Raw genomic sequence first — 21,240 nt, forward strand, 5'->3', positions numbered from 1 at the left:
GGGCTAACGCGGGGCGGTTCCGACGGCCGGGAACAGCGTGCTGAATTCGGCAAATGTGCCACAGGGCTTCGGCGATCCCCAGAGCTGCTGGGACAGGGACCGGAACCAGTCAAGGGTTTGATCCGCCACTTCCGCCTCCGTCAGGGCGTCAGGGTAATCACACCAGATAGACATGACCGCCCCGGCAACGGGCACCGACGCGTCCAGCTCGTCGTCGAGCAGGCCGCCGGCCGCCCCCATGAATAAGCGGGGGCGCCACAACTCGTACACGCCCTCGGCGGACTTCCTGCCCGTGGTGGGCGGGACGGAGTCGGAGGACAGCACAAAGTACAAGTGGTCGCCGTTGCGGTTCACAAGGCGGTGCCCGGCGCGGTGGAAGTCACTGGCGCCGGGGAACCCGGCATTCCAGCGGATCCAGCATTCCACGTCCACATCCGGGTCCAACGGGACACCGCGGGCGCCGGGGTGCACGTGGTCGTTCCAGACCCGGGCCCGTTTCCCCGCGGACCGGAGCAGGGCGCTGAGCTGGTTGAGGTAGAGCGTGTACCCGTCCACTGCCGTGCTGCCCGGGTTGCCGGTTTCCGCCCGTGCCCACGCGGCCAGGCCGGGGTAGCGCAGCGGGTCCTGGTGCCCGGCCGGCTCCCAGGGGGCGGCAAAGAATTCGTCGCCGCCCAGATGGAAGTACGGTCCGGGGAAGCGGTCCGCCCATTCCAGCACGACGTCGGCCGCCAGGGTCCGGGCCGCCGCGTTGGCGACATTGAGCTTGTCTTTTTCAACGGTCCCGTGGCGGTCCGTGATTGCCAGTTCGGGGCGCCGGGCCAGGATGGCGGCCGCATGGGACGGGGTGTCGAACTCGGGCACCACCGTGACGTGGTGGGCGGCTGCGACGGCCAGAATGCCGTCCAGGTCCCCGTAGGAGAGGTGCTTTTCGCTGACAATTTCCGGGTGGCTGGTGCATTCCAGGCCAACCCCGACGTTGTCGTTCAGGTGCAGGTGGAGGTGGTTCAGCTTCAGCCAGCCCATGTTTTCAATGAGACGCTTGAGCCATTCCGGGGAGAAGTATTTGCGGCCGACATCAACCATGACGCCGCGCTGTTCGAACGCGGGCCAGTCGGTGATGGTGCCGGTGGGCGCAGTCCCGCTGCGCAACAGCTGCAGCAGCGTCCGGGTGCCGTAGTACAGGCCCGCCACGGCGGGGGCCGTGATGGTCAGGACCGGGCCGGCCGTCAGCCGGTAGGCCTCGGCCAGCTGCCCGGCGGTGAGGCCCGCATCGACCAGCGGCTCGAGGCGCAGCTCGATGTCGCCGGGCTGGGCGGGGCCGGCGGGGGCCTGGAAGCGTGCAGGGGCGGCCGGGCCGGCTTCCCCTGCACGTTCCCGGGCAACTTCCCCTGCACGTTCCCGGGCACGTTCCCCGGCAAGTTCCCCGGACAGCAGCGCAGCCAGTTCCCCCAACAAGGGCGCATCCCGTGCCGCCACCACCACACGCGGCCGGGACGCGGGAACCCAGGGCCCCGGCACGCCCGGCCCCCGGCCGTCGCGGTCCTTCCACTGCTGCACGGCGGGTACGGTCTGCATCCTCATAACTGGCTGCGCCCCGCCCTCAGCGCCCGGCCTTGGCCGCGATGTCTGGGCGTTCCTGCCAGGCGTGCGGGCCGGCCAGCGGCCGGAAGTCCACCCCTGCAGCCGCCAGCCGGTCCAGGTGCCCGTCCTCGAGCCGCTCCACAAAGTCCGCATAGTCGCGGTCCCGGCTCCAGGCCAGCTCGGCGAAGGCGCTCAGGCGCGGGTAGGTGTTGTAGTCGCGGATCTCGCGGGTGTCCAGGTACTCCGTCCAGACCTGCGCCTGGATGCCTGTGATCGCGGCACCTCCGGCCTGGGCAGCCGCCAGCACGCGCGGTTCCAGTGGCTCAAAGTTGTACAGCTTTTCCGTGGACAGCAGGGGGCTGCAGCCGCTGGGCTCGCGGGGATCGTCATTTTCGCGGTAGTCCAGGTACAGGTGCGAGCAGCAGGAAATGGTGGTGTCGTAGCCTGCCGACAGGCTGTGCACCACGGTGTCCAGCCCGCCCCAGGCGTTGACCACGGCCGTCTGCGGCATGGTGGGGCTGACGGCCTCGTGCCACACGCCGGCGCGGCGCCCCCGGGCCTCCACATGCGCGGCGAGCTGGCCCAAGAACCAGCCGTGCAGCAGTTCCACGGACTCCAGGCCCAGCTCCGCCGCGCGCTGCCGCACTGTGTCGGAGGCGTGCCAGCGTTCGTAGGGAACCTCGTCGCCGCCAATGTGGATGATGGGGGCGTCAAAGACGTCCATCACGGTGTCCAGCACGGTGCGGAAGAAGTCCAGCGTGTAGTCCGACGGGTCCAGGATGCAGTCGTTCACGCCCCACCCGGTCCACACCTGGACGTCCGGCGCGTCGACGCCCAGCTGCGGGTAGGCGGCAATGGCAGCCACCGAGTGCCCGGGCAGGTCAATTTCAGGAATGATGGTCACCCCGCGCTCGCGGGCATAGGCGACGGCGTCGCGCAGTTCCTGGATCGAGTAGCAGCCGCCGTGCGGGCGCCCGGTCATGAACCGGCCGTCCTCCGTGTAGACGGCCATGGTGTCGCTGCGCCATGAGGAGACGTCCCGAAGCCGCGGGAACGCCGGAATGTCCATGCGCCAGCCCTGGTCGTCCGTGAGGTGCAGATGCAGCGCGTTGAGTTTGTGCGCGGCGGCCAGGTCGATGAATCGCAGCAGTTCATCCAGCGGCATGAAGTGCCGCGACACGTCCAGGTGCACCCCGCGGAAGGAGAAATTCGGCTCATCGGTGATGGTGACGTTGGGAAGTTCGACGCCGGTGCCCCGCCGGGGTGCCGTGCTGAAGCCCCGAGTGCCCACCAGTTGGCGCAGTGTCTGGGCCGCATTGATGATGCCGGCGGAACTTGCAGCCTCGATGGCGATTCCCGTCGGGTTGACGGCCAGCGTGTATGCGCCCTCCTGCAGGGCAGCGTCCTCGGTGATGCGCAGCCAGCCCTCTTCACCGCCGGACTGATTGGCCGGGACCGCCTGGATGCGGGCATCCAGCCAGTCCTCCAGCGCCCGGTTCAGCCAGGTGCCCAGCGGCGTAAAGGAGGACACGCTGAATGCCTCGGGGACGGCCGTGAAGCCGTGGTGCTCAACTACCGACGTCGGGAGGGGGATAAGGTTCAGTTTGCTCATGCTTCCACCGTTTCGTTCCATATGTTTGCTTCGCTGACCACCGGGGCAGCGCCTGTGCCGGCCGCCTCGGCACCCAGCTGCCCGGGAGTGACAACGTTGGTGATGCCGCGTCCGGCCAGGTGGGCCGTGTCCGCCAGTTTCGATTCACGCACCAGGGCGGGCTTTTCGCCGCGGGCCGCCAGTTCCAGCCAGGCGGCAAACACCTCCCCGGACGGGTCCGTCACGGACCGGCCGATTCCCGTTGACTCGTCCCCCGGGTCGAAGGACAGGGCCGTGCCGCGCTGGCGCAGCGGTGTCGGGTTGAGCTTTTCCTCGGCTATCAGCTCGGCCAGGCGGCGCCCCGCGGGCTTGACCTTGCGGTCCGAGTCGAGCAGGCCCAGGGTGTATTCCAGCTCCGGGAAGTCGGCCAACTTGCGGCTGACGTCATGCGAGCACCACCAGGTGACGCCCCACAGGTTCGGGGTGTCCAGGGACGGGCGCAGGCTGGCCTCCAGGAAATCGGCTGCCTCAGCCTTGGGCACGGCCGGGTACGGTGCGCCGATTTCCTGCAGCCAGATGGGCCGTCCGGGGTTGTCGGCCCAGGCGTCGGCCAGCTGCACCAGGTAGTCGGCAAAGAGCGTCCGGGCGGGGTGGCCGGCCGGGAACAGCTGCGCCACGGACGTGAACACCCACGAGTGCACCGTGGTGGAGTCGCCCAGGGAGGCCGCGTGGCGCGGCGTCACGGGGGACGAATCGATGAACCAGACGTTGTCGTCAAAGCTGTGCTGGTGCATGCCGGCCGGCCACACCTTCTTCACGGAGGAGATGAGCGTGTTGATCCATTCGCCCATCTGCGCAGGCGTGGTCACATGCTTTTCCGGGTGGCGGGCCACCGCGAACTGGTTCGTCTCGTTGCCCAGCGTCATTCCGAGCACGTTGGGCCGGGAGGTGACCTCGGTGGCCAGGGCCGTGACCAGTTCGGCTTCGGCGGCAATGACGTCGGGGTCGGTGAAGATGTTGCGGCGGTGCCAGCTGGTGACCCAGGACGGCAGGTAGTCGTAGCTGGAGAGGTGCCCCTGCAGCCCGTCAACGGAAACATCCAGGCCGAATTCCGCGGCCGCGTCCACCACCTTGCCGACGTCGGCGATGCCCTCGGGGCGGATCAGGGACCGGTTGGGCTGCAGCAGCGGCCACAGCGGGAAAATCCGCACATGGTCCAGGCCGATGGAGGCGATGGATTCCAGGTCCGCCTTGACCGAGTCAATGTTCAAGTCCTGCCAGGAGTGGAACCAGCTGTCGCTGGGGGTGTAGTTGACGCCCCAGCGCAGCGGCTGCTGCCGGACCTGGTTAAAGGCGGCGTCGAAGGTGTGCGGGGAGCCGGTCACTGGGTGCCTTTCTTCAGGCGGAGGGTGGTGATCTGGAACGGGCGCAGCGCCACGGAAAGGGTCTTGCCGCCGTCGGCGCCGTCGGTCACGGTGAGGGTGCCCGCGCCGTACGGCTGTTCGAGGAGGTTGTTTTCCTCGGCGGAGAGCACCTGGAAGGAGGTGTTCAGCGTGACCTTGGCGCGGGCGCCGAGGGGCTCGTACAGGCGCACGATCACGTCGCCGCTGCGGTCGTCAGCCATCTTCACGGCCTCCACCAGGGCTGCCGGGGAGCTGGTGGTGACCAGCGGTGCAACCGGGGCCCCCGTAAGGGCGCGCTCGGGAAGGTTGAGCGCGTAACCGGCGGCAACGGCGTCGGACACGTCAGCCCCGACCACGAACGCGTACGTGAGCTGGTGCCTGCCCTGGTCCGTTTCCGGGTCGGGGAACTTCGGCCCGCGCAGCAGGGACAGGCGCACCGTGGTGTAGCTGGAACCGTCATCGCCCAGGTGGCGGGAAACATCGTGGCCGTACGTGGAGTCGTTGACCACGGCCGCGCCGAAGCCCGGCTCGCTGACGTGGACCCAGCGGTGTGCGCAGACCTCGAAGCGGGCGCTGTCCCAGGAGGTGTTCTCGTGGGTCGGGCGGGTGATGTGGCCGTATTGGGTTTCGTAGCGGGCCGAATCGGCGTGCACGTCGATGGGGAACGCCGCCTTGAGCAGGGTTTCCTGTTCGTGCCAGTCGATGGTGTTGCGGACCGTGATGGTCTTTGAGTCCGGGGCGATCCGTACCTCCTGGACCGCCTTGGAGTTGCGGAAGGAGCGCGCGATGGTGACCACCACCGTGCCGTCGTTCTCGGTTGCCGTCTCCAGAGAATCCAGTTCGCGCACGTCGGTGACGGTGTTCTTGTAGAACTCGTCGATGTCCCAGGCGTCCCACATGTTCGGGAAGTCGGCATGCAGCTGGAGCAGGTTGGCGCCCTGGCCGGCAGGGACCACTTCGCGTCCCGCCGCCACGTCCACCATGGAGGTGATGACGCCGTCCGCGCCGAAGGTCACCGTGACCAGGCCATTGTCGACGACGGTTGTGCCGCCGTCGCGCGTGACCGTCACGGGGGCCTGGGCTGCTGCCGGGACGCCGGCCGAGAAGGCGGCAATGCCGTGGCGGGCGAACGGCGAGCCGTTGAACACGAGGTTTTCCGGGCCTGCCGCAACCGTGGACAGTGCCTCCTGGGCGCGGCTGATGATCGCATTCAGGTCCGCCGTCATTTCGGCGTGGCGCTCGGCGGCTTCGCGGTGCACCCAGGCGATGGAGGAGCCGGGCAGGATGTCGTGGAACTGGTGGAGGAGCACCAGCTTCCAGATGCGGTCCAGTTCCTCGTAGGGGTAGTCGACCAGGCCCCGGGCGGCGGCCGTGGCGCTCCACAGTTCCGCTTCGCGCAGCAGGTGCTCGTTGCGGCGGTTTCCCTGCTTGGTCAGCGTCTGCGAGGTGTAGGTGCCGCGGTGCAGTTCCAGGTAGAGCTCACCCTTCCAGACCGGAGCGTTGGAGTACTCCGCCTCGGCGGCCGTGAAGAATTCCTTGGGGGTCTGGATGGTGACCTGCGGGGAGCCTTCCAGGTCCTTGGTGCGGCGCGCACGGGCGATCATTTCGCGGGTGGGTCCGCCGCCGCCGTCGCCCCAGCCAAAGGGGGCCAGGGAATGGTTGGAGGCGCCCTTGTCCCGGAAGTTGCGCACGGCGTGGGCCAGCTGTCCTCCGGAAAGGTCCGAGTTGTAGGTGTCAACGGGCGGGAAGTGGGTGAAAACGCGGGTGCCGTCGATGCCCTCCCAGTTAAAAGTGTGGTGGGGGAACTTGTTGACGGTGTTCCAGGAGATCTTCTGCGTCAGGAACCACTTGGCTCCGGCCTGCTTGACGATCTGGGGGAGGGCGGCGGAGTAGCCGAAGGAGTCCGGCAGCCAGACCTCCTCGCATTGGATGCCAAAATTCTCGCGGAAGAAGCGCTGGCCATAGGTGAACTGGCGGGCCATGGCCTCGGAGCCGACCATGTTGGTGTCCGACTCCACCCACATGCCGCCCACCGGGATGAAGCGGCCTTCTTCCACGGCGGCCTTGACCTTGGCAAAGACCTCGGGGCGCTGTTCCTTGATCCATTCATACTGCTGGGCGGAGGACATGGCGAATTGCATGTCTGGGTATTCGGCGAGCAGGTTCACCATGTTGGAGCTGGTGCGGGCCACCTTGCGGACAGTCTCGCGCACCGGCCAGAGCCAGGCCGAGTCAATGTGGGCGTGGCCAATCGCGGTCAGCTGGTGGGCGCTGGCGTTGGCGGGCTGGGCCAGCACCTTTTCCAGTTTTTGGCGGGCCGCGGCGGCCGTGCCGGGAATGTCGGTGAGGGAAACGGCGTCGAGCGCGTGCTCCAGGGCGTACAGGATGTCCCAGCGGCGCGGGTTCCCCAAGTCCAGCTCGTTTTGGAGCTGGTGCAGGACTTCCAGGTCCTGGACCAGCTCCCACACCTCGGTGTTGAAAATGTTGATGTCGGCCCTGGCCACCTTGTAGCGCGACTGGTTGCCGGCCGTGGACTTCTCGCCGAGCTCGGTGGGGACAAACGGGTTGTGGTCAAGGATCAGCGGGTTGGCGGCCGCCTCAAGGTAAAAGTCGATCTTCTCGCCGCCGGCGGCCTTGTCCGTGACGGGCAGCCAGGAGTTGAACGGGTTTAGTGCCTTGATGACGCTGCCGTCGGGGTTGTAGGCCAGCCCCTCGGCCTGGAAGCCGGGGGAATGCCCGTCCCAGCCCAGGTCGATGACCATTTCAACCTTGGCGCCGGCAGCCTCCGCCGGCACGGTGCCTGTGATGTGGATCCAGCTGGTGCCCCAGGCGGGGCCCCATTCCTCGCCCAGGGCAAACGGCACGTATTCCACTCCCGCCACAGCCTTCGCGGCGGTGTCGCCGCCGGGCAGGGCGACGGCGGGGTCCACGGGCTCGCCCATGCCGCCGTCCACATGCCATGCAGTCATCTCAAGGCCGGCCACCGGGGTGTAGATGGACGGAACAATCCGTTCCTTCAGGACTCGCTGTAACCGGTTCTCGATCAGGCTGTGGTTGTCATGCATGGGGGCTCACCTTTCGGGGGCGTGGGATCTACTGCCGGGGGATCTTCCTACAAGAAGCATATGTGCTAGTGGCAGACATCACTTAGGCGCTTAAGCTAGCATCATCAATGCAACCACTTTTTCGCTCCAGATGCCAGCGTTGGAGGCAAGCTTTATTTGATATTCGAAAAAAGGATGCACTATTACTTCAAGTAATCGAATGAAGTATGTGTTGTTTATTTGAAATTTGATGTATCGTAGCTCACAATCCACGAAAACTTGGGAGGTAAATATGTCCATTGATGTACAAGATCATCCGCCCTTGGATAAGGGGCCTGAGCCGGACCTGGAAGTGAAGAAGCAGCCCAGGTTCTCCTACAAGGCTCGGGTCCAAGGATTCAAGTACCTGGGCAAGCGGCTCGTCACGTACCTGATCGTGGCTTTTATCTCCCTGGTGGCCAACTTCATGCTGCCCCGCTTCATGCCGGGCAACCCCGCGGACCAGATGATCCAAAGCATCGTTGCCAAGACGGGCAACATGCCCAGCCCCTATGCGCTGGCACAGATCTACGCCCGCTACGGCGATCCAAACCAAAACGTGTTGGTGGCGTTCTGGCACTACCTGGTCCAGACCCTCCAGGGGGACTTGGGCCTGTCCATCCAGTACTACCCGGTCCCGGTGGCCGACCTCATTGGCCGGGCCCTCCCGTGGACGCTGTACCTTGCGATCTTCTCCACCATCATTGGCTGGATCATTGGTACCTGGGCCGGCGCGAAGCTGGGCTGGAAGCCCGGGCGCAGGCTCGACTCGATCGTCACCCCGATCGCCATGTTCTTCAGTTCCATCCCGGCCTTCTGGCTGGGCCTGCTGCTGGTCTGGTTCATCAGCTACAAGAACGGTTGGCTGCCGCCCCAAGGCGCCTACAACGAAAGCCTGGCCATCAACCTGCTTGATCCCACGTTCCTGACCAGTGTGGCCATCTATTCCATCCTGCCCATGGCCACGCTGGTGTTGGTGGGCTTCGCCAACTGGATGTTCACCATGCGCAACATGATGATCACCACGGTCAACGAGGACTACGTCCAGCTGGCGCGGGCCAAGGGCCTCAAGCCCAACAAGGTGCTGCGCAACTATGCCGCGCGCAACGCACTCCTGCCCAACTTCACCGGCCTGGCCCAGTCCATCGGGGCGTCGCTGACGGCCGTGATCCTGGCCGAAAGCGTCTTCATCTACCCCGGCGTGGGCAGCCTGCTCTTCGCCGCCCAGGGCACGCGCGACTACCCCGTCATGCAGGGCGTCATGCTGCTCATCATCCTGGTCAGCCTGGTCTTCAACTTCATCGCTGACTCCGTATACGTGCTGCTCGATCCGCGGACGAAGGAGAAATAAGCCATGTTCGCCAGATTCATGTCCCTGCGCAAGGTCCAGATAGGCCTCGTCATCATGGGAGTCTTCCTGTTTGCCGCCGCCGTGGGGCAGCCGTTCAGCGAGCACGTGCTGGGCTGGACCCCCTACACGTTTGACGGCAACGCCATGGGCCAGGCGCCCTCGGCCAGCCACTGGATGGGCACCACCAGCTCCGGACAGGATGCCCTCTCCTGGCTGCTGTACGGAGCCCGCAGCTCCATGCTGGTTGGATTGATTTCCGCCGTCATCGGTACGGCGCTGTCCGTGGTCATCGGCACCATCGCCGGCTTCTCCGGCGGGGCCGTGGACAGGTTCCTCAACGGCGTCATCCTGGTGGTCCAGAACATCCCGTCCTTCGCGATCCTTTTCATGATCGCCGGGCTCCTGCAAAACGCAAACGTCCTGCTGGTCTCCATCATCATCGGCGGGCTGGAATGGACCGGCGGTGCCCGCGCCATCCGCGCCCAGGCCATGTCCCTGCGCGGCCGTGACTTCACAGCCGCCCTGCGCACCATCGGCGAGCATCCCCTGCGCGTGATCCTGGTGGAAGTCCTGCCGCACCTTTCGGGCATCATTTCCCCCATGTTCCTGCGCCTGATCGCGGCAGGTGTGGGCATGCAGGCCTCCCTGGCCTTCCTGGGCATTGGCAGTGCCGCCGAGCCCAGCTGGGGCTTGATGATCAACTACGCCACCACCCAGAATGCCCTGTTCAACGGCCAGTGGTGGTGGTTTGGACCTCCCGGGGTCTGCCTGGCCCTGATCGGCTTTGCCACGACGATGATCAACTTCGGCCTTGACGAAGTCACCAACCCCACGCTGAGCTCCAAGCGCATGACCCTGATGCGCAAGTTCCTCAAGCAGAAGAAGCGCCAGGATGCCGCCGGGCAGCCCAAGATCGGAGCGATGGCATGAAACTGGAAACAGTGGCTGAAATTGCCCACCGCATTGCCACCTCCCCGCCCCTGCTGGAGGCCAAGGGCCTGTGCGTGGACTATGTCACCGAAGCCGGGAACATCCGGGCCTGCGACGACATCAACATCACCCTGCACCGCGGTGAGATCCTCGGCATTGCGGGGGAGTCGGCGTCGGGCAAGTCCACCTTGCTGGCCGCCCTGGGCCGGCTGCAGCGGGCGCCAGCGGTGACCAGCGCCGGCCAGGTGGTTTTCCACGCCAAGGGCAAGGAACCGGTTGACCTGACACGGCTTTCCGAAGAGCAGCTGGTGGACTACCGCTGGAGCGGCATCTCCATCGTCATGCAGAGTGCCATGGCGTGCCTGAACCCGGTGAGCCGGTTGAAGGCCCAGTTCCTGGATGTGCTCCTGGCCCATGACAGTTCCCTGACGAAGGCGACGGCGACTGCCCGTGCCGAGGAACTCCTGCAGATGGTGGGCATCCCCTCACACCGCATCAACGCGTTCCCGCACGAGCTCTCCGGCGGGATGCAGCAGCGGGCCCTCATTGCCCTGTCGCTGGCCTGCGACCCGGAACTGGTGCTGATGGATGAACCGACCACCGCCGTCGACGTCGTCATGCAGCGCCAGATCCTCGCCAAGGTTCTGGAATTGCAGGAAAAGCTGGGCTTCGCCATTGCCTTTGTCACGCACGACCTGTCCCTGTTGCTGGAAATTTCCGACCGGATTGCCATCATGTATGGCGGCAAGATCGTTGAGGTGGGCACGGCGGCGCAAATGTATGAGGCACCGCGGCATCCGTACACGCAGGGGCTGCGCAACGCCTTCCCTCCGCTGACCGAACCTGTCCGCAAGCTCACCGGCATTCCCGGCTCGCCGCCGAACCTGCTGAACCTGCCGCAGGGATGCGCCTTCGCGCCGCGTTGCTCCCAAAAGATTGCCCGCTGTGAAAGCGAAATCCCCGCCCTGCTGGACATCTCCGGCGGCCGGGCAGCCTGCCACCTGCTCACGCAGGAAATTCCGGAACCAGCAAAGGAGGCACTCAATGCCTGAGACCACCGAACAAGTCCCAGTCCTGGAAGCACGCAACCTCGCCTTGCACTTCGACGTCCACGTGGGCGGGGACCGCAAGACCATCAAGGCCCTGGACGGCGTGGACCTGAAGCTATACGCCGGCGAGATCATGGCGCTGGTGGGGGAATCCGGCTCCGGCAAGACCACCATTGCCCGGGTCTTCTCCCTGATCTACAAGCAGACCGGGGGCGAGGTGTTCTTCCGCGGCGAGCCGATCAAGGTCTCCCCCCGCCACGAGCGCGAATACTTCAACAACGTCCAGCTGATCTTTCAGGACCCGTTTGCCTCCCTGAATTCGCTGAAGAAGATCAGCTACATCCTGGGCCGGGTGCTGAAAATCCACGGACTGGCCAAGGGACGCAAGGACGTGCGGCAGAAGTCGCTGGAACTCCTTGAACGCGTCAGCATGTCACCGGCCGAGGCCTACATTGACCGCTACCCCACCGACCTGTCCGGCGGCCAGCGCCAGCGCATTGCCATTGCGCGTTCGCTGGCCGTCTCACCCAGCGTCATCCTGGCCGACGAGCCCACCTCCATGCTGGACGCCTCCATCCGCCTTGACGTGCTGAACCTGCTCAAGGACCTGCGCGAGGAGGAGGGCATGGCGGTCATGTACATCACCCACGACATCGCCAGCGCCCGCTACCTCTCCGACCGGATTTCGGTCATGTATGGCGGGGTCATCGTGGAGTCAGGGCCCACCGAAGAAGTCATCGCCAACCCGAAGCACCCTTACACCAAGCTGCTGCTGGCCGCTGCGCCCAACCCCGCACGGTTCAAGGGTTCCGGAGTGGCCATTCCCTCCGAGGCCGCCGCCGGCACCGGCATGGACAACAGCAAAACGCATGGCGGCTGCCGGTTCGCCGCCCGCTGCCCGGCTGTCATGGACCGGTGCCTGAGCCAGGAGCCGGCGCTCCTGGAACTCGGCGGGCGCCAGTCCGCGTGCTGGCTCGTGGAGGACGAGGCACAGGCGGCAGCGTCCGGCGAACTGGTTTCACACTAAGACATTTCACGTTTGACCAACTTCAATAAATTCCCTTGAAAGGCAAGAACATGAAGGATTTTGGACGCAGGAATTTTCTGGGCGCGATCATCGCGGGCTCGGCGCTGACCATGGTCGGCTGCAAGGGCGCGGTGGCCGGCGGGCAGGCCGGTGACGGGATTTTGACGCTGGGCGCCGACGCCGGCGCGTCAAACCAGTTCCCGGAGAACTTCAACGCCAACGGCGGCGGCGACGGCGGCCCCGGCATCGGCTTCTTCTACGAGACCCTGTTCCGCGTTTCCACCCGCAACGGCGGCAAGCTGGAACCGCACCTGGCCGAAAAAGTGGTCTATTCCAACGCCGGTGCCACGGCCACGTATACGCTGCGCAAGGGTGTGACCTGGAGCGACGGCAAGCCGTTCACGGCCGACGACGTCGCCTTCACGTACAACTTCGTCTTCGGCAAGCCGGGCCCCAATGAGTTCATCAAGGAAGAAGTCAAGGCACTCGACGCGCACACGGTGGAGGTCAACTACACCGGCCCGAATTACCAGCAGGACACCAACATGTCCATGTACTACCCCGTCTACCCCAAGCACATTTACGGCCAGCAGGCGGACTACGGCAAGTACGTCGACAAGAAGCCGGTGGGCACGGGCCCGGGCGTCCTGAAGAGCTTCTCCGGCCAGCAGGTCCAGATCACCCTGCGCGAGGACTACTGGGGCGGCAAGGCCAAGGGTGTCAAGGAAGTCCACATCATTCCCACCGGCACCGTGGGCAACATCCAGTCCTCCATCTCTTCCGGCAAGGTGGACTGGGCCGACGGCGGCGGGGCGGGCGTCCTGACGCAGTTCCTGGGCATGGGCAAGGACAACCACTACGAGTACTTCCCGGACGGGTCCTCCCGCGGCGTGCTGTTCGGCTGCAACTATGCGCCCTTGAACGATCCTGCCGTCCGGCGGGCACTGCGCGACTCGGTGGACCTGTCGGCGGCCACGAAGGCCGTGGGCATCGGCTACACCGTGCCGTCCGTGACCGGCCTGAACCTTGACCTCTACAACGGCGCCGTTCCGGCCGAGTACGCCAAGCCGCTGGAGCCCGCCGTGGACAAGGCCAAGGCCGACCTCGCGGCAGCCGGTTTCACGGTGGAGGGTGGCAACCTGACCAAAGATGGCAAGGCCTACCCGCTCCGCCTGTTCGTGAACCTGGGCCAGGCGACAGACATTGTGGTGGCGCCCATGATCATTGACCAGTGGAAGAAGAACCTGGGCATTGACGTGAAGTACATGCCCACCCCTGACACCGTGTTCCAGGCCAAGATCCATGACTACGAAATGATGGTGTGGACCACCAACCTCAACGGTTCCGCCTACAACGCCTACCAGGGATACAGCTGGTCCAACATGAGCGACAAGGCCCAGAAGAACGGTGCCGGCAACCAGGGCCTGTGGAAGATGCCCAAGGACGCCAACGATGCACTCATCCAGCTTTCCTCCGTGCCCATGGACCAGACGGAGCAAATCAACAAGCTCCTGAAGGTCATCCAGACTGCCGTGGCCACCGAGGCCCCGTACATGGCCTACATGAGCGGCGGCTCCGGCGAAATGTGGACCACCAAGAACTGGAAGGGCTTCCCGAGCATGAAGGATGACGCCGTCAACTACCGCTCCAGCATTGGCGGCTACAACAACGTCAGCCTCACCACCATCAACCTCTCGAAGGCATAAGGAAATCTCATGAAGGATTTTGGACGCAGGAATTTTCTGGGCGCGATCATTGCGGGCTCGGCGCTGACCATGGTCGGCTGCAAGGGCGCGGTGGCCGGCGGGCAGGCCGGTGACGGGATTTTGACGCTGGGCGCCGACGCCGGTGCGTCGAATCAGTTCCCGGAGAACTTCAACGCCAACGGCGGCGGCGACGGCGGACCCGGCATCGGCTTCTTCTATGAGACGCTGTTCCGCGTTTCCACCCGCGACGGCGGCAAGCTTGAACCGGCGCTGGCGGAAAAAGTGGTGTATTCCAACGCCGGTGCCACGGCCACGTATACGCTGCGCAAGGGTGTGACCTGGAGCGACGGCAAGCCGTTCACGGCCGACGACGTTGCCTACACCTACAACTTTGTGTTTGGCGCCCCGGCCCCGGACGGCTTCATCAAGGAGCCGGTGAAGGCACTGGACGCGCACACGGTGGAGGTCAATTACAACAGCCCGAATTACCAGCAGGACACCAACATGTCCATGTACTACCCCGTGTACCCCAAGCACATCTATGAAAAGCAGGGCGCCCACGACAAGTTTGTGGACAAGAAGCCGGTGGGCACGGGCCCGGGCGTCCTGAAGAGCTTCTCCGGCCAGCAGGTCCAGATCACCCTGCGCGAGGACTACTGGGGCGGCAAGGCCAAGGGTGTCAAGGAAGTCCACATCATTCCCACCGGCACAGTGGGCAACATCCAGTCCTCCATCTCTTCCGGCAAGGTGGACTGGGCCGACGGCGGCGGGGCGGGCGTCCTGACGCAGTTCCTGGGCATGGGCACGGACAACCACTACGAGTACTTCCCGGACGGATCCTCCCGCGGCGTGCTGTTCGGCTGCACCTTCCCGCCATTCACGGACGCCGCAGTGCGCCGCGCGTTCCGCGATTCGGTGGACCTGACGGCGGCCACGAAGGCCGTGGGCATTGGCTACACCGTGCCGTCCGTGACGGGCCTGAACCTGGACCTGTACAAGAGCTACCTGCTACCCGAGTACGCCAAGCCGCTGGAGCCCAACGTCGACAAGGCCAAGGCCGACCTCGCGGCGGCCGGCTGGACCGTGGAGGGAGGCAACCTGACCAAGGATGGCAAGTCCTATCCCGTGCGCCTGTTCGTGAACCTGGGCCAGGCAACAGACATTGTGGTAGCCCCCATGATCATTGACCAGTGGAAGAAGAATCTGGGCATTGACGTGAAGTACATGCCCACCCCGGACACCGTGTTCCAGGCCAAGATCCATGACTACGAAATGATGGTGTGGACGGCCAACCTGAATGGTTCCCCGTACAACGCCTTCCAGGGCTACAGCTGGAAGAACCTGGAGGCAGGACCGCAAAAGCTGGGCTACGGCAACCAGGGCCTGTGGAAGATGCCCAAGGAAGCCAATGACGCCTTGGCAGCGCTGCAGGCCCTGCCGATGCAGAACACCGAGGAGATCACCACGCAGCTGCAGATCATCCAAAAGGCTGTCGCGGAGGGTGCCCCGTACCTGTCCTACATGAGCGGCGGCTCCGGCGAAATGTGGACCACCAAGAACTGGAAGGGCTTCCCGAGCATGAAGGATGACGCCGTCAACTACCGCTCCAGCATTGGCGGCTACAACAACGCGGCCATCACCACCATCAACCTCGAGAAGGCGTAGCAGCTGGCTGGTGCCCCGGCTCATCGAGCTGGGGCACCAGCACGTTCGTGCGCAGCAGTTCGCGCAGGCTGAGCAGCCCGACGCCGATCATCCCGGCATGAGGGCCCGCAATGGACTTTTCAATGGTCAGGTTCTTGGTGGCCAGGGGGTGGCAGCCTTCATAGAGCTGGCTGCGGATGGCTGCAACATACGGTTCCACCTGCGACAGGGCGCCGCCGAGGATGACATGGTCGGGATTGGCGAAGTTGACAATGCTGCAAAGCATTTCCCCCAACATGCGCCCCGCAGTCCGGACACTGGTGGTGGCAAGGGCGTCGGCCATATTGGCCAATGCCACCACCTCCGTCAGGTTCGACACCTCAACTCCCTTGGCCACCAGGTCGGCCACCACAGCGGAGCCGCTGGCGATGGTTTCCAGGCAGCCGAAATTGCCGCAGGTGCAGGCCCTCTCACCGGCCGCCTTGACGCGCACGTGGGTGATGTCCCCGGCGGTGCCGGTGGAGCCGCGGTACACCTCGCCATTGGCCACCAATCCACAGCCAATGGCCGCACCGGCCTTGATGAACAAGGTGTTGACCGGCTTTTTGGGATGGTCCTCGGAATTCTGCCGCAGGGCGTGTTCGGCCAGGGCCATCACATTGGCGTCGTTGTCACAAAATACCGGGGAGTTGAAGTGCGCGGACATCCAGTCGCGAATGGGGAAGCGGTGCCAGCCGGGCATCCGCGCCGGGGAATCAACCCACCCCGCTGCGAAGTCCACGGGGCCGGGCAGGGCCAGGCCCACACCCCGCAGCAGCCCGCTGGAGTTGCCGGCGGCCAGGGAGTCCATCATCGCCGCGATGGCAGTGAGGGTGGCTTCCGGGCCGGTGGCGACGTCGACGGCGGCCGATTCGGTGGCCAGCAAGGTGCCAGCGAGGTCCATCATGCCCACCCGGACGTGGCGGGAGCCGAGGTCGGCCACCAGCACGTGTCCGGCGCGGTGGTTGAGTTGGAGGCTGCGCGGCTTCCGGCCGCCGGTGGAGGAGCCCTCCCCGGTTTCCACCACCAGGCCCGCTTCCATCAACTCATTGACACGCAGGGAAACCGTGGAAGGGGCAAGCTTGAGGGACCTGGCCAGCTGGGCGCGGGAGATGGTGGTTTCGGTGGCGACCAAGGTCAGCATGTCCATCGCCGAGTCGCTGACGGACATGGCCGCGGGCTGCGGGGCGTGCCCCTTGCCGGGTGAGTTGTGGGCGACCATGGTGCTGCTCCTGAATGATTCCTGCGAAAGACTGGCGACTTTGTTTGAAGTCAATGATTGGACACCACTCTACCGCCTGGTAGGGCCATTGGTCTAGGACTAATCCATGCCAGAATCACGCAAAAGTACGCGGTTCGAACAAAGCTCGACTGTATTGCAGTATTGCACTATCTTTATTCGATACCCCTTCCCGGGGATGACACTACACGGAGGTGGCGGATTGCCGTCCACAAGTACACAGCAGCCGGCCGGACCGGAAGCTGAATTTCTGCACGGCGCCCTCGCAGTCGGTGCCGCCCGGATCCTCGAGGTCACGGGGGATCCCGTCCTGGCCGGGATGTTTGTCCACGCCATGCGCAACACCCTGGACACCACCTTGACGAGGGAAGCCGGCGGGACCACCTTTGTGATCACCGGTGACATTCCCGCCATGTGGCTCCGGGATTCTTCGGCGCAGATGCTCCCGTTTCTGAGGTTGTTGGGTGCGGGCGTTGGCGGGGGCGCCGGCCCCGACTCCGGGGACGAGCTTTCCGACGTCGTCGCCGGCCTGGTCAGGCGCCAATTTGAGTGCGTGGCCATGGACCCCTACGCCAACGCCTTCAACCAGGAACCGAATGGTGCCTCCTATGATCCGGCGGACGCCTGCGACAACCCCTGGATCTGGGAACGCAAGTATGAGATTGACTCGCTGGCATTTCCGGTCCAGCTGGCCCACCAGCTGTGGCGGCGGACGGGCCGGACGGACATCTTTACGGATGCCGTCCATGAGGCGATGCGGTCCATCGTGCGCCAGTGGCGCCTGGAGCAGGACCATGAGCAGAACTCCGACTACCGCTTTGTGCGCCACACGGAGCTGCCCAGCGAAACCCTGTCGCGTGACGGGCTGGGGCCGGCCACGGCCGTGACCGGCATGACATGGGCCGGGTTCCGCCCCAGCGACGACGCCTGTGTGTACAGCTACAACGTGCCCGGAAACCATTTTGCGAAGCTGGCCCTTGAACACATCGGCGAGATTGCCGCCGTCGTCTATCAGGACGCGGAACTGGCAGCCGAGGCGCTGGCGCTTGGCGCGGACATTGCGGCCGGCATTGCGCGGCACGGAGTGGTCAACCACCCCGACTTTGGCGACATTTACGCCTATGAGGTGGACGGGCTGGGCAACACGCTGCTCATGGATGACGCCAACATGCCCAGCCTGCTGTCCCTGCCGCTCACGGGCGGGGTGGACGCGGCCGATCCCGTCTACCAGGCCACCCGGGCGTTCGTCCTCAGCAACGCCAATCCCTACTTTTACACAGGTTCCCATGCCGCGGGCATTGGCAGCCCGCACACCCCCGAGGGGTACATTTGGCCCATTGCGCTTGCCGTCCAGGGGTTGACCGCCGCCACGCGCGAGGAGAAGTGGGACATCCTGCAGACCCTCCGGGACACCACCGGCGGCACCGGCAACATGCACGAAGGCTTCAACCCCGACAACCCGGAACAGTTCACCCGCCCCTGGTTTTCCTGGGCCAACTCCATGTTCTGCGAACTGCTGCTTGACTATTGCGAGGGCCCCGACGGCCATGACAACAAGAACGGAAACGTCTCATGACAACCGATGACTTTGCGGAGCGGACACTGAAGGTCGGCGTCGTCGGCCTTGGCTGGGCCGGCCAGCAGCACCTGGCGGCCTTCAGCGCCCTGGACGGTGTGGACGTCGTCGCGCTTGCCGGCATGGAGGCCGATGTCCTGGCCGAACTCGCCGACACCTTCCAGGTGCCCCACGCCTTTGCCACCTGGCAGGAACTGCTGGAACTGGAGGGCCTCGACGCCGTCAGCATTGCCGTCCCCACCTTCCTTCACGCGCCCATCGCCGTGGCTGCGCTGGAGCGCGGCCTTCATGTCCTGAGCGAAAAGCCGCTGGCCCGCAACGGTGCCGAAGGTGCCGCGATGGTCGCGGCCGCGCGCCAGGCCGGGCGGGTTCTTGACGTCGTGTTCAACCACAGGCGCCGCGGGGACGTGCGCAAGCTCAAGGAAATCATCGACGGCGGCGGGCTGGGGCGGCCGTATTACGCCAAGGCATCCTGGCTGCGCCGGCGCGGCATCCCCACCCTCGGCAGCTGGTTCACCAACCCGGATCTTTCCGGCGGCGGCCCGCTGGCGGACATTGGCGTGCACGTCCTGGACTATGCACTGCACCTGCTGGGTGAACCCAAGGTCATCTCCGTTTCGGCGTCGGCCTACGCGGAACTGGGCCCGCAGGGACGCGGCGGCGACGTGAACTACCTGGCCGCAGCGTCGGAGCACAAGTTTGAGGTGGAGGACTTTGCCTCCGCCTTCATCCGGCTCGAAGGCGGCGTGACGCTGGTCCTGGAGGCGGGCTGGGCCAGCTACCGGGACCCGGCAGACCTCATGGATTTCCGGGTCTACGGGACCGACGGCGGCGCCGAATTGCGGGCTGCCCAGTCCCAGTCAATCTCCGACGCCGGCCTGCACGTCTTTACGGACGGGGATGGCCAGAACGCCGACTACGTGGCGGAGGTTCCCGAGGACGGCAACCACAGGGCCGTGGTGGAGGACTTCGTGGCCGCCATCCGCTCGGGGTCCGAAAACTGGGGCCGGCACGACGGCTCCGTGGCACTGACCCGGGCACTGGTCATCGACGCCTGCTACCTTTCAGCCCGCGAACAACGAGAAGTGGAGCTTTAGCCATGAACCCCCAAAGCCTGCGCATCACCGTCTGGAATGAAGGCGTGCACGAGGCCCGCCAGGACCCGCCCGCCATTGCCGGCTATTACCCGAATGGCATGCACGGCGCCATCGCGGAAGGGCTGGCCGGGCACTTTCCTGGCGCGCTCATCCGGACAGCCGTCCTTGCCGATCCGGAGCACGGACTCAGCGAGGACGTGCTTGCGGACACGGACGTGCTGCTGTGGTGGGGACACCTGGCACACGGCGACGTCAGTGACGAGGTGGTGGAGCGCGTGCGCCGCCATGTCCTCGGTGGCATGGGGCTGCTGGTGCTCCACTCGGCCCATTTTTCCAAGATCTTCATCAGCCTGATGGGCACCACCTGCTCGCTGCAGTGGCGCAATGACGGCGAACGGGAGCTGGTGTGGAACGTCAACCCGACCCACCCCATTGCCGAGGGCATCACCGGGCCCATCGTCATCCCGGAGCAGGAAATGTACGGAGAATTCTTTGACATCCCCACCCCGGACGATTTGGTGTTCATCAGCTCGTTCGACGGCGGCGAGGTGTTCCGCTCCGGTGTCACCTTCACGCGCGGCAGGGGCCGGATCTTTTACTTCAGCCCCGGCGACCAGGAATACCCCGTCTACAACCAGGCCGAGATCCGCCAGGTCCTCGCCAATGGCGTCAAGTGGGCCGCCCAGCACGGCATCGAGCGCCAGGCCCCTTCCGTGGGCAACCCCCAGCGCGGCTCCTTCGGTAGCTGACAAGAGTCGAGCCGTCCGGCCCCGGTGGTCGAGCAGCGAGACCCCGCCTCCGTTGGTCGAGCAGCGAGCTCTGCGCGCGCGCCGAGACCAGGCGGGCAGCCCTGCTGCGCCGAAAGCGGGGCCAACCCGCCGGAAACCAGGCTCCGATTACGAATGACGGGGCCAACCCGCACGTGCGGTGTATTTTTCCGGTGCGTTCGCGGGGTGGCCCCGCAGTCGTGGAAAGCACCGCGGGGAGCCGCCGTTATCGCGGCTTGGCCCCGCAGTCGCCGTCCATCCCATGGTCTGGCGCGCTCGCAGGACTCGCTGCTCGACCAGCGGGGCGGGCGGTGGTTGAGCTTGTCGAAATCCTCGGTCTCGACGCGCTCGCGGGGCTCGCTGCTCGACCAGCGGTGGTTGAGCCCCGCTGGTCGAGCTTGTCGAAACCTTGCTCGACCAGCGGGTCGTGGCGGGTTCGATGGCTGGAGCGCGCGTCAGCCGGCGGCGCTGGACCGCAGTCGTTCGACGATCCGGAGGAGACCCGCTGGGTCTTGCCCGTATGTCACGGCGCCCTCTTCGTCGCCCGGGATGTCAAAGCGATCGAAGAAGTCCCGGAGGGCTTCCGGCGACACCGTTAGCGCATTGGCGTCCTCGCGTTGATTGCGTTCCGTCAGGCGGGCCAGTGCCGTACCGTAACTAACGGGTAGGTACACGAGAACGGGGATGCCGCCGGCGTCGCGGACGGTTGACTGCCAATGACGCCTTTCGGCCCGAGTCCACAGGCCATGGTCGAGTACTACGTCGCGACCGGTGGCAAGCTCCCCAATGAGCCTATTCCGGACGGTCCCCACGGCGGCGGATTCACGTTCGTAGTAGCCGTCCTCCGGATAGTCGATGCCATACCGCCCGTGTGTGCGAAACACTTCCTCATCGACTGAGGCCCTGATCATCCCGTATGTGGCAAGAGTCTCGGAAAGCGTGGTCTTTCCCGAACCGGTCACGCCTGCCAGGAGCACGGCGACGGGTATGCGAATCATGGTTCTCCTCAATATTAGGTTTGCGCCGCAGCTGTGGTCGGGCCTTTCAAGCCCTGGCTCAGCCCCGCTGGTTGTTCCTGTCGAAATTGGGCTCCACCCGCTGCTCGACCCTGGGGTCTCGACGCGCTCGCAGGGCTCGCTGCTCGACCAACGGGGAG

15 protein-coding genes are annotated in these 21,240 nt (G+C 65.4%); 9 read left to right on the forward strand and 6 right to left on the reverse strand.

All coding sequences use genetic code 11. The features are described 5' to 3' along the window. Nucleotides 1-3: 3 nt before the first annotated feature. Genes G6N77_RS11120 through G6N77_RS11135 form a run of 4 tightly spaced genes read right to left on the reverse strand, consistent with a single transcriptional unit; the run spans nt 4 to nt 7,640 of the window. Nucleotides 4-1,575 (reverse strand): family 20 glycosylhydrolase, encoded by a 1,572-nt coding sequence (locus G6N77_RS11120; RefSeq protein WP_165182239.1) that lies wholly within the window; start codon nt 1,573-1,575, stop codon nt 4-6. A gap of 25 nt (nt 1,576-1,600) precedes the next feature. After that, entirely contained in the window at nt 1,601-3,193 is a 1,593-nt protein-coding gene (locus tag G6N77_RS11125) for a beta-N-acetylhexosaminidase (protein WP_165182240.1), read from the reverse strand. Continuing rightward, nucleotides 3,190-4,557 carry a glycoside hydrolase 5 family protein gene (locus G6N77_RS11130; RefSeq protein ID WP_205678221.1) on the reverse strand — a complete coding sequence of 456 codons (1,368 nt, stop codon included), beginning with the start codon at nt 4,555-4,557 and terminating at the stop codon, nt 3,190-3,192. The genes G6N77_RS11125 and G6N77_RS11130 overlap by 4 nt, the downstream gene beginning before the upstream one ends. Beyond that, nucleotides 4,554-7,640 carry an alpha-mannosidase gene (locus G6N77_RS11135; protein WP_165182241.1) on the reverse strand — a complete coding sequence of 1,029 codons (3,087 nt, stop codon included), beginning with the start codon at nt 7,638-7,640 and terminating at the stop codon, nt 4,554-4,556. The genes G6N77_RS11130 and G6N77_RS11135 overlap by 4 nt, the downstream gene beginning before the upstream one ends. 301 nt (nt 7,641-7,941) lie before the next feature. Here G6N77_RS11135 and G6N77_RS11140 point away from each other — a divergent pair, with 301 nt between their 5' ends. The 6 genes from G6N77_RS11140 to G6N77_RS11165 are packed head-to-tail and all read left to right on the forward strand — an operon-like array spanning nt 7,942 to nt 15,386. Continuing rightward, a complete protein-coding gene (locus tag G6N77_RS11140; protein WP_240901982.1) occupies nt 7,942-9,009 on the forward strand; it encodes an ABC transporter permease in 1,068 nt (355 codons plus the stop codon). 3 nt (nt 9,010-9,012) lie between these two features. Then, a complete protein-coding gene (locus G6N77_RS11145) occupies nt 9,013-9,939 on the forward strand; it encodes an ABC transporter permease (RefSeq protein ID WP_165182243.1) in 927 nt (308 codons plus the stop codon). Then, nucleotides 9,936-10,991, forward strand: coding sequence for an ABC transporter ATP-binding protein (locus tag G6N77_RS11150; protein ID WP_165182244.1), 1,056 nt, complete (start codon nt 9,936-9,938; stop codon nt 10,989-10,991). Before G6N77_RS11145 ends, G6N77_RS11150 begins: the two co-directional genes overlap by 4 nt. Continuing rightward, complete coding sequence (locus G6N77_RS11155; RefSeq protein WP_165182245.1) at nt 10,984-12,015, forward strand: ABC transporter ATP-binding protein; 1,032 nt, start codon at nt 10,984-10,986, stop codon at nt 12,013-12,015. The genes G6N77_RS11150 and G6N77_RS11155 overlap by 8 nt, the downstream gene beginning before the upstream one ends. Before the next feature lie 50 nt (nt 12,016-12,065). Then, nucleotides 12,066-13,721, forward strand: coding sequence for an ABC transporter substrate-binding protein (locus tag G6N77_RS11160; protein WP_165182246.1), 1,656 nt, complete (start codon nt 12,066-12,068; stop codon nt 13,719-13,721). A gap of 9 nt (nt 13,722-13,730) precedes the next feature. After that, nucleotides 13,731-15,386, forward strand: a complete 1,656-nt coding sequence (locus G6N77_RS11165; protein ID WP_165182247.1) for an ABC transporter substrate-binding protein — start codon at nt 13,731-13,733, stop codon at nt 15,384-15,386. Here the strand turns inward: G6N77_RS11165 and G6N77_RS11170 are convergent. Next, nucleotides 15,367-16,626, reverse strand: a complete 1,260-nt coding sequence (locus G6N77_RS11170; RefSeq protein ID WP_165182248.1) for an ROK family transcriptional regulator — start codon at nt 16,624-16,626, stop codon at nt 15,367-15,369. The two genes, G6N77_RS11165 and G6N77_RS11170, sit on opposite strands and share 20 nt — an antisense overlap. A gap of 220 nt (nt 16,627-16,846) precedes the next feature. On the opposite strand from G6N77_RS11170, the gene G6N77_RS11175 reads away from it, so the two are divergent. Genes G6N77_RS11175 through G6N77_RS11185 form a run of 3 tightly spaced genes read left to right on the forward strand, consistent with a single transcriptional unit; the run spans nt 16,847 to nt 20,066 of the window. Continuing rightward, nucleotides 16,847-18,220, forward strand: coding sequence for a glycoside hydrolase family 125 protein (locus G6N77_RS11175; protein WP_240901984.1), 1,374 nt, complete (start codon nt 16,847-16,849; stop codon nt 18,218-18,220). Further along, nucleotides 18,217-19,317, forward strand: a complete 1,101-nt coding sequence (locus G6N77_RS11180) for a Gfo/Idh/MocA family protein (protein ID WP_165182250.1) — start codon at nt 18,217-18,219, stop codon at nt 19,315-19,317. Before G6N77_RS11175 ends, G6N77_RS11180 begins: the two co-directional genes overlap by 4 nt. A 2-nt stretch (nt 19,318-19,319) precedes the next feature. Beyond that, nucleotides 19,320-20,066, forward strand: a complete 747-nt coding sequence (locus tag G6N77_RS11185; RefSeq protein ID WP_165182251.1) for a ThuA domain-containing protein — start codon at nt 19,320-19,322, stop codon at nt 20,064-20,066. 473 nt (nt 20,067-20,539) lie between these two features. On the opposite strand, the gene G6N77_RS11190 is transcribed toward G6N77_RS11185, so the two are convergent. Further along, complete coding sequence (locus G6N77_RS11190) at nt 20,540-21,082, reverse strand: P-loop nucleotide/nucleoside kinase family protein (RefSeq protein ID WP_165182252.1); 543 nt, start codon at nt 21,080-21,082, stop codon at nt 20,540-20,542. Nucleotides 21,083-21,240: the final 158 nt, after the last annotated feature.

The sequence above is a fragment of the Arthrobacter silviterrae genome, from assembly GCF_011045165.1.
GTDB classification, from domain to species: domain Bacteria; phylum Actinomycetota; class Actinomycetes; order Actinomycetales; family Micrococcaceae; genus Specibacter; species Specibacter silviterrae.

Coding starts and splice junctions, on each gene's coding strand:
- G6N77_RS11120 (WP_165182239.1), bottom strand. CDS start 1,575: ATGCAGACCGTACCCGCCGTGCAGCAGTGGAAGGACCGCGACGGCCGG.
- G6N77_RS11125 (WP_165182240.1), bottom strand. CDS start 3,193: ATGAGCAAACTGAACCTTATCCCCCTCCCGACGTCGGTAGTTGAGCAC.
- G6N77_RS11135 (WP_165182241.1), bottom strand. CDS start 7,640: ATGCATGACAACCACAGCCTGATCGAGAACCGGTTACAGCGAGTCCTG.
- G6N77_RS11145 (WP_165182243.1), top strand. CDS start 9,013: ATGTTCGCCAGATTCATGTCCCTGCGCAAGGTCCAGATAGGCCTCGTC.
- G6N77_RS11150 (WP_165182244.1), top strand. CDS start 9,936: ATGAAACTGGAAACAGTGGCTGAAATTGCCCACCGCATTGCCACCTCC.
- G6N77_RS11155 (WP_165182245.1), top strand. CDS start 10,984: ATGCCTGAGACCACCGAACAAGTCCCAGTCCTGGAAGCACGCAACCTC.
- G6N77_RS11160 (WP_165182246.1), top strand. CDS start 12,066: ATGAAGGATTTTGGACGCAGGAATTTTCTGGGCGCGATCATCGCGGGC.
- G6N77_RS11165 (WP_165182247.1), top strand. CDS start 13,731: ATGAAGGATTTTGGACGCAGGAATTTTCTGGGCGCGATCATTGCGGGC.
- G6N77_RS11170 (WP_165182248.1), bottom strand. CDS start 16,626: ATGGTCGCCCACAACTCACCCGGCAAGGGGCACGCCCCGCAGCCCGCG.
- G6N77_RS11180 (WP_165182250.1), top strand. CDS start 18,217: ATGACAACCGATGACTTTGCGGAGCGGACACTGAAGGTCGGCGTCGTC.
- G6N77_RS11185 (WP_165182251.1), top strand. CDS start 19,320: ATGAACCCCCAAAGCCTGCGCATCACCGTCTGGAATGAAGGCGTGCAC.
- G6N77_RS11190 (WP_165182252.1), bottom strand. CDS start 21,082: ATGATTCGCATACCCGTCGCCGTGCTCCTGGCAGGCGTGACCGGTTCG.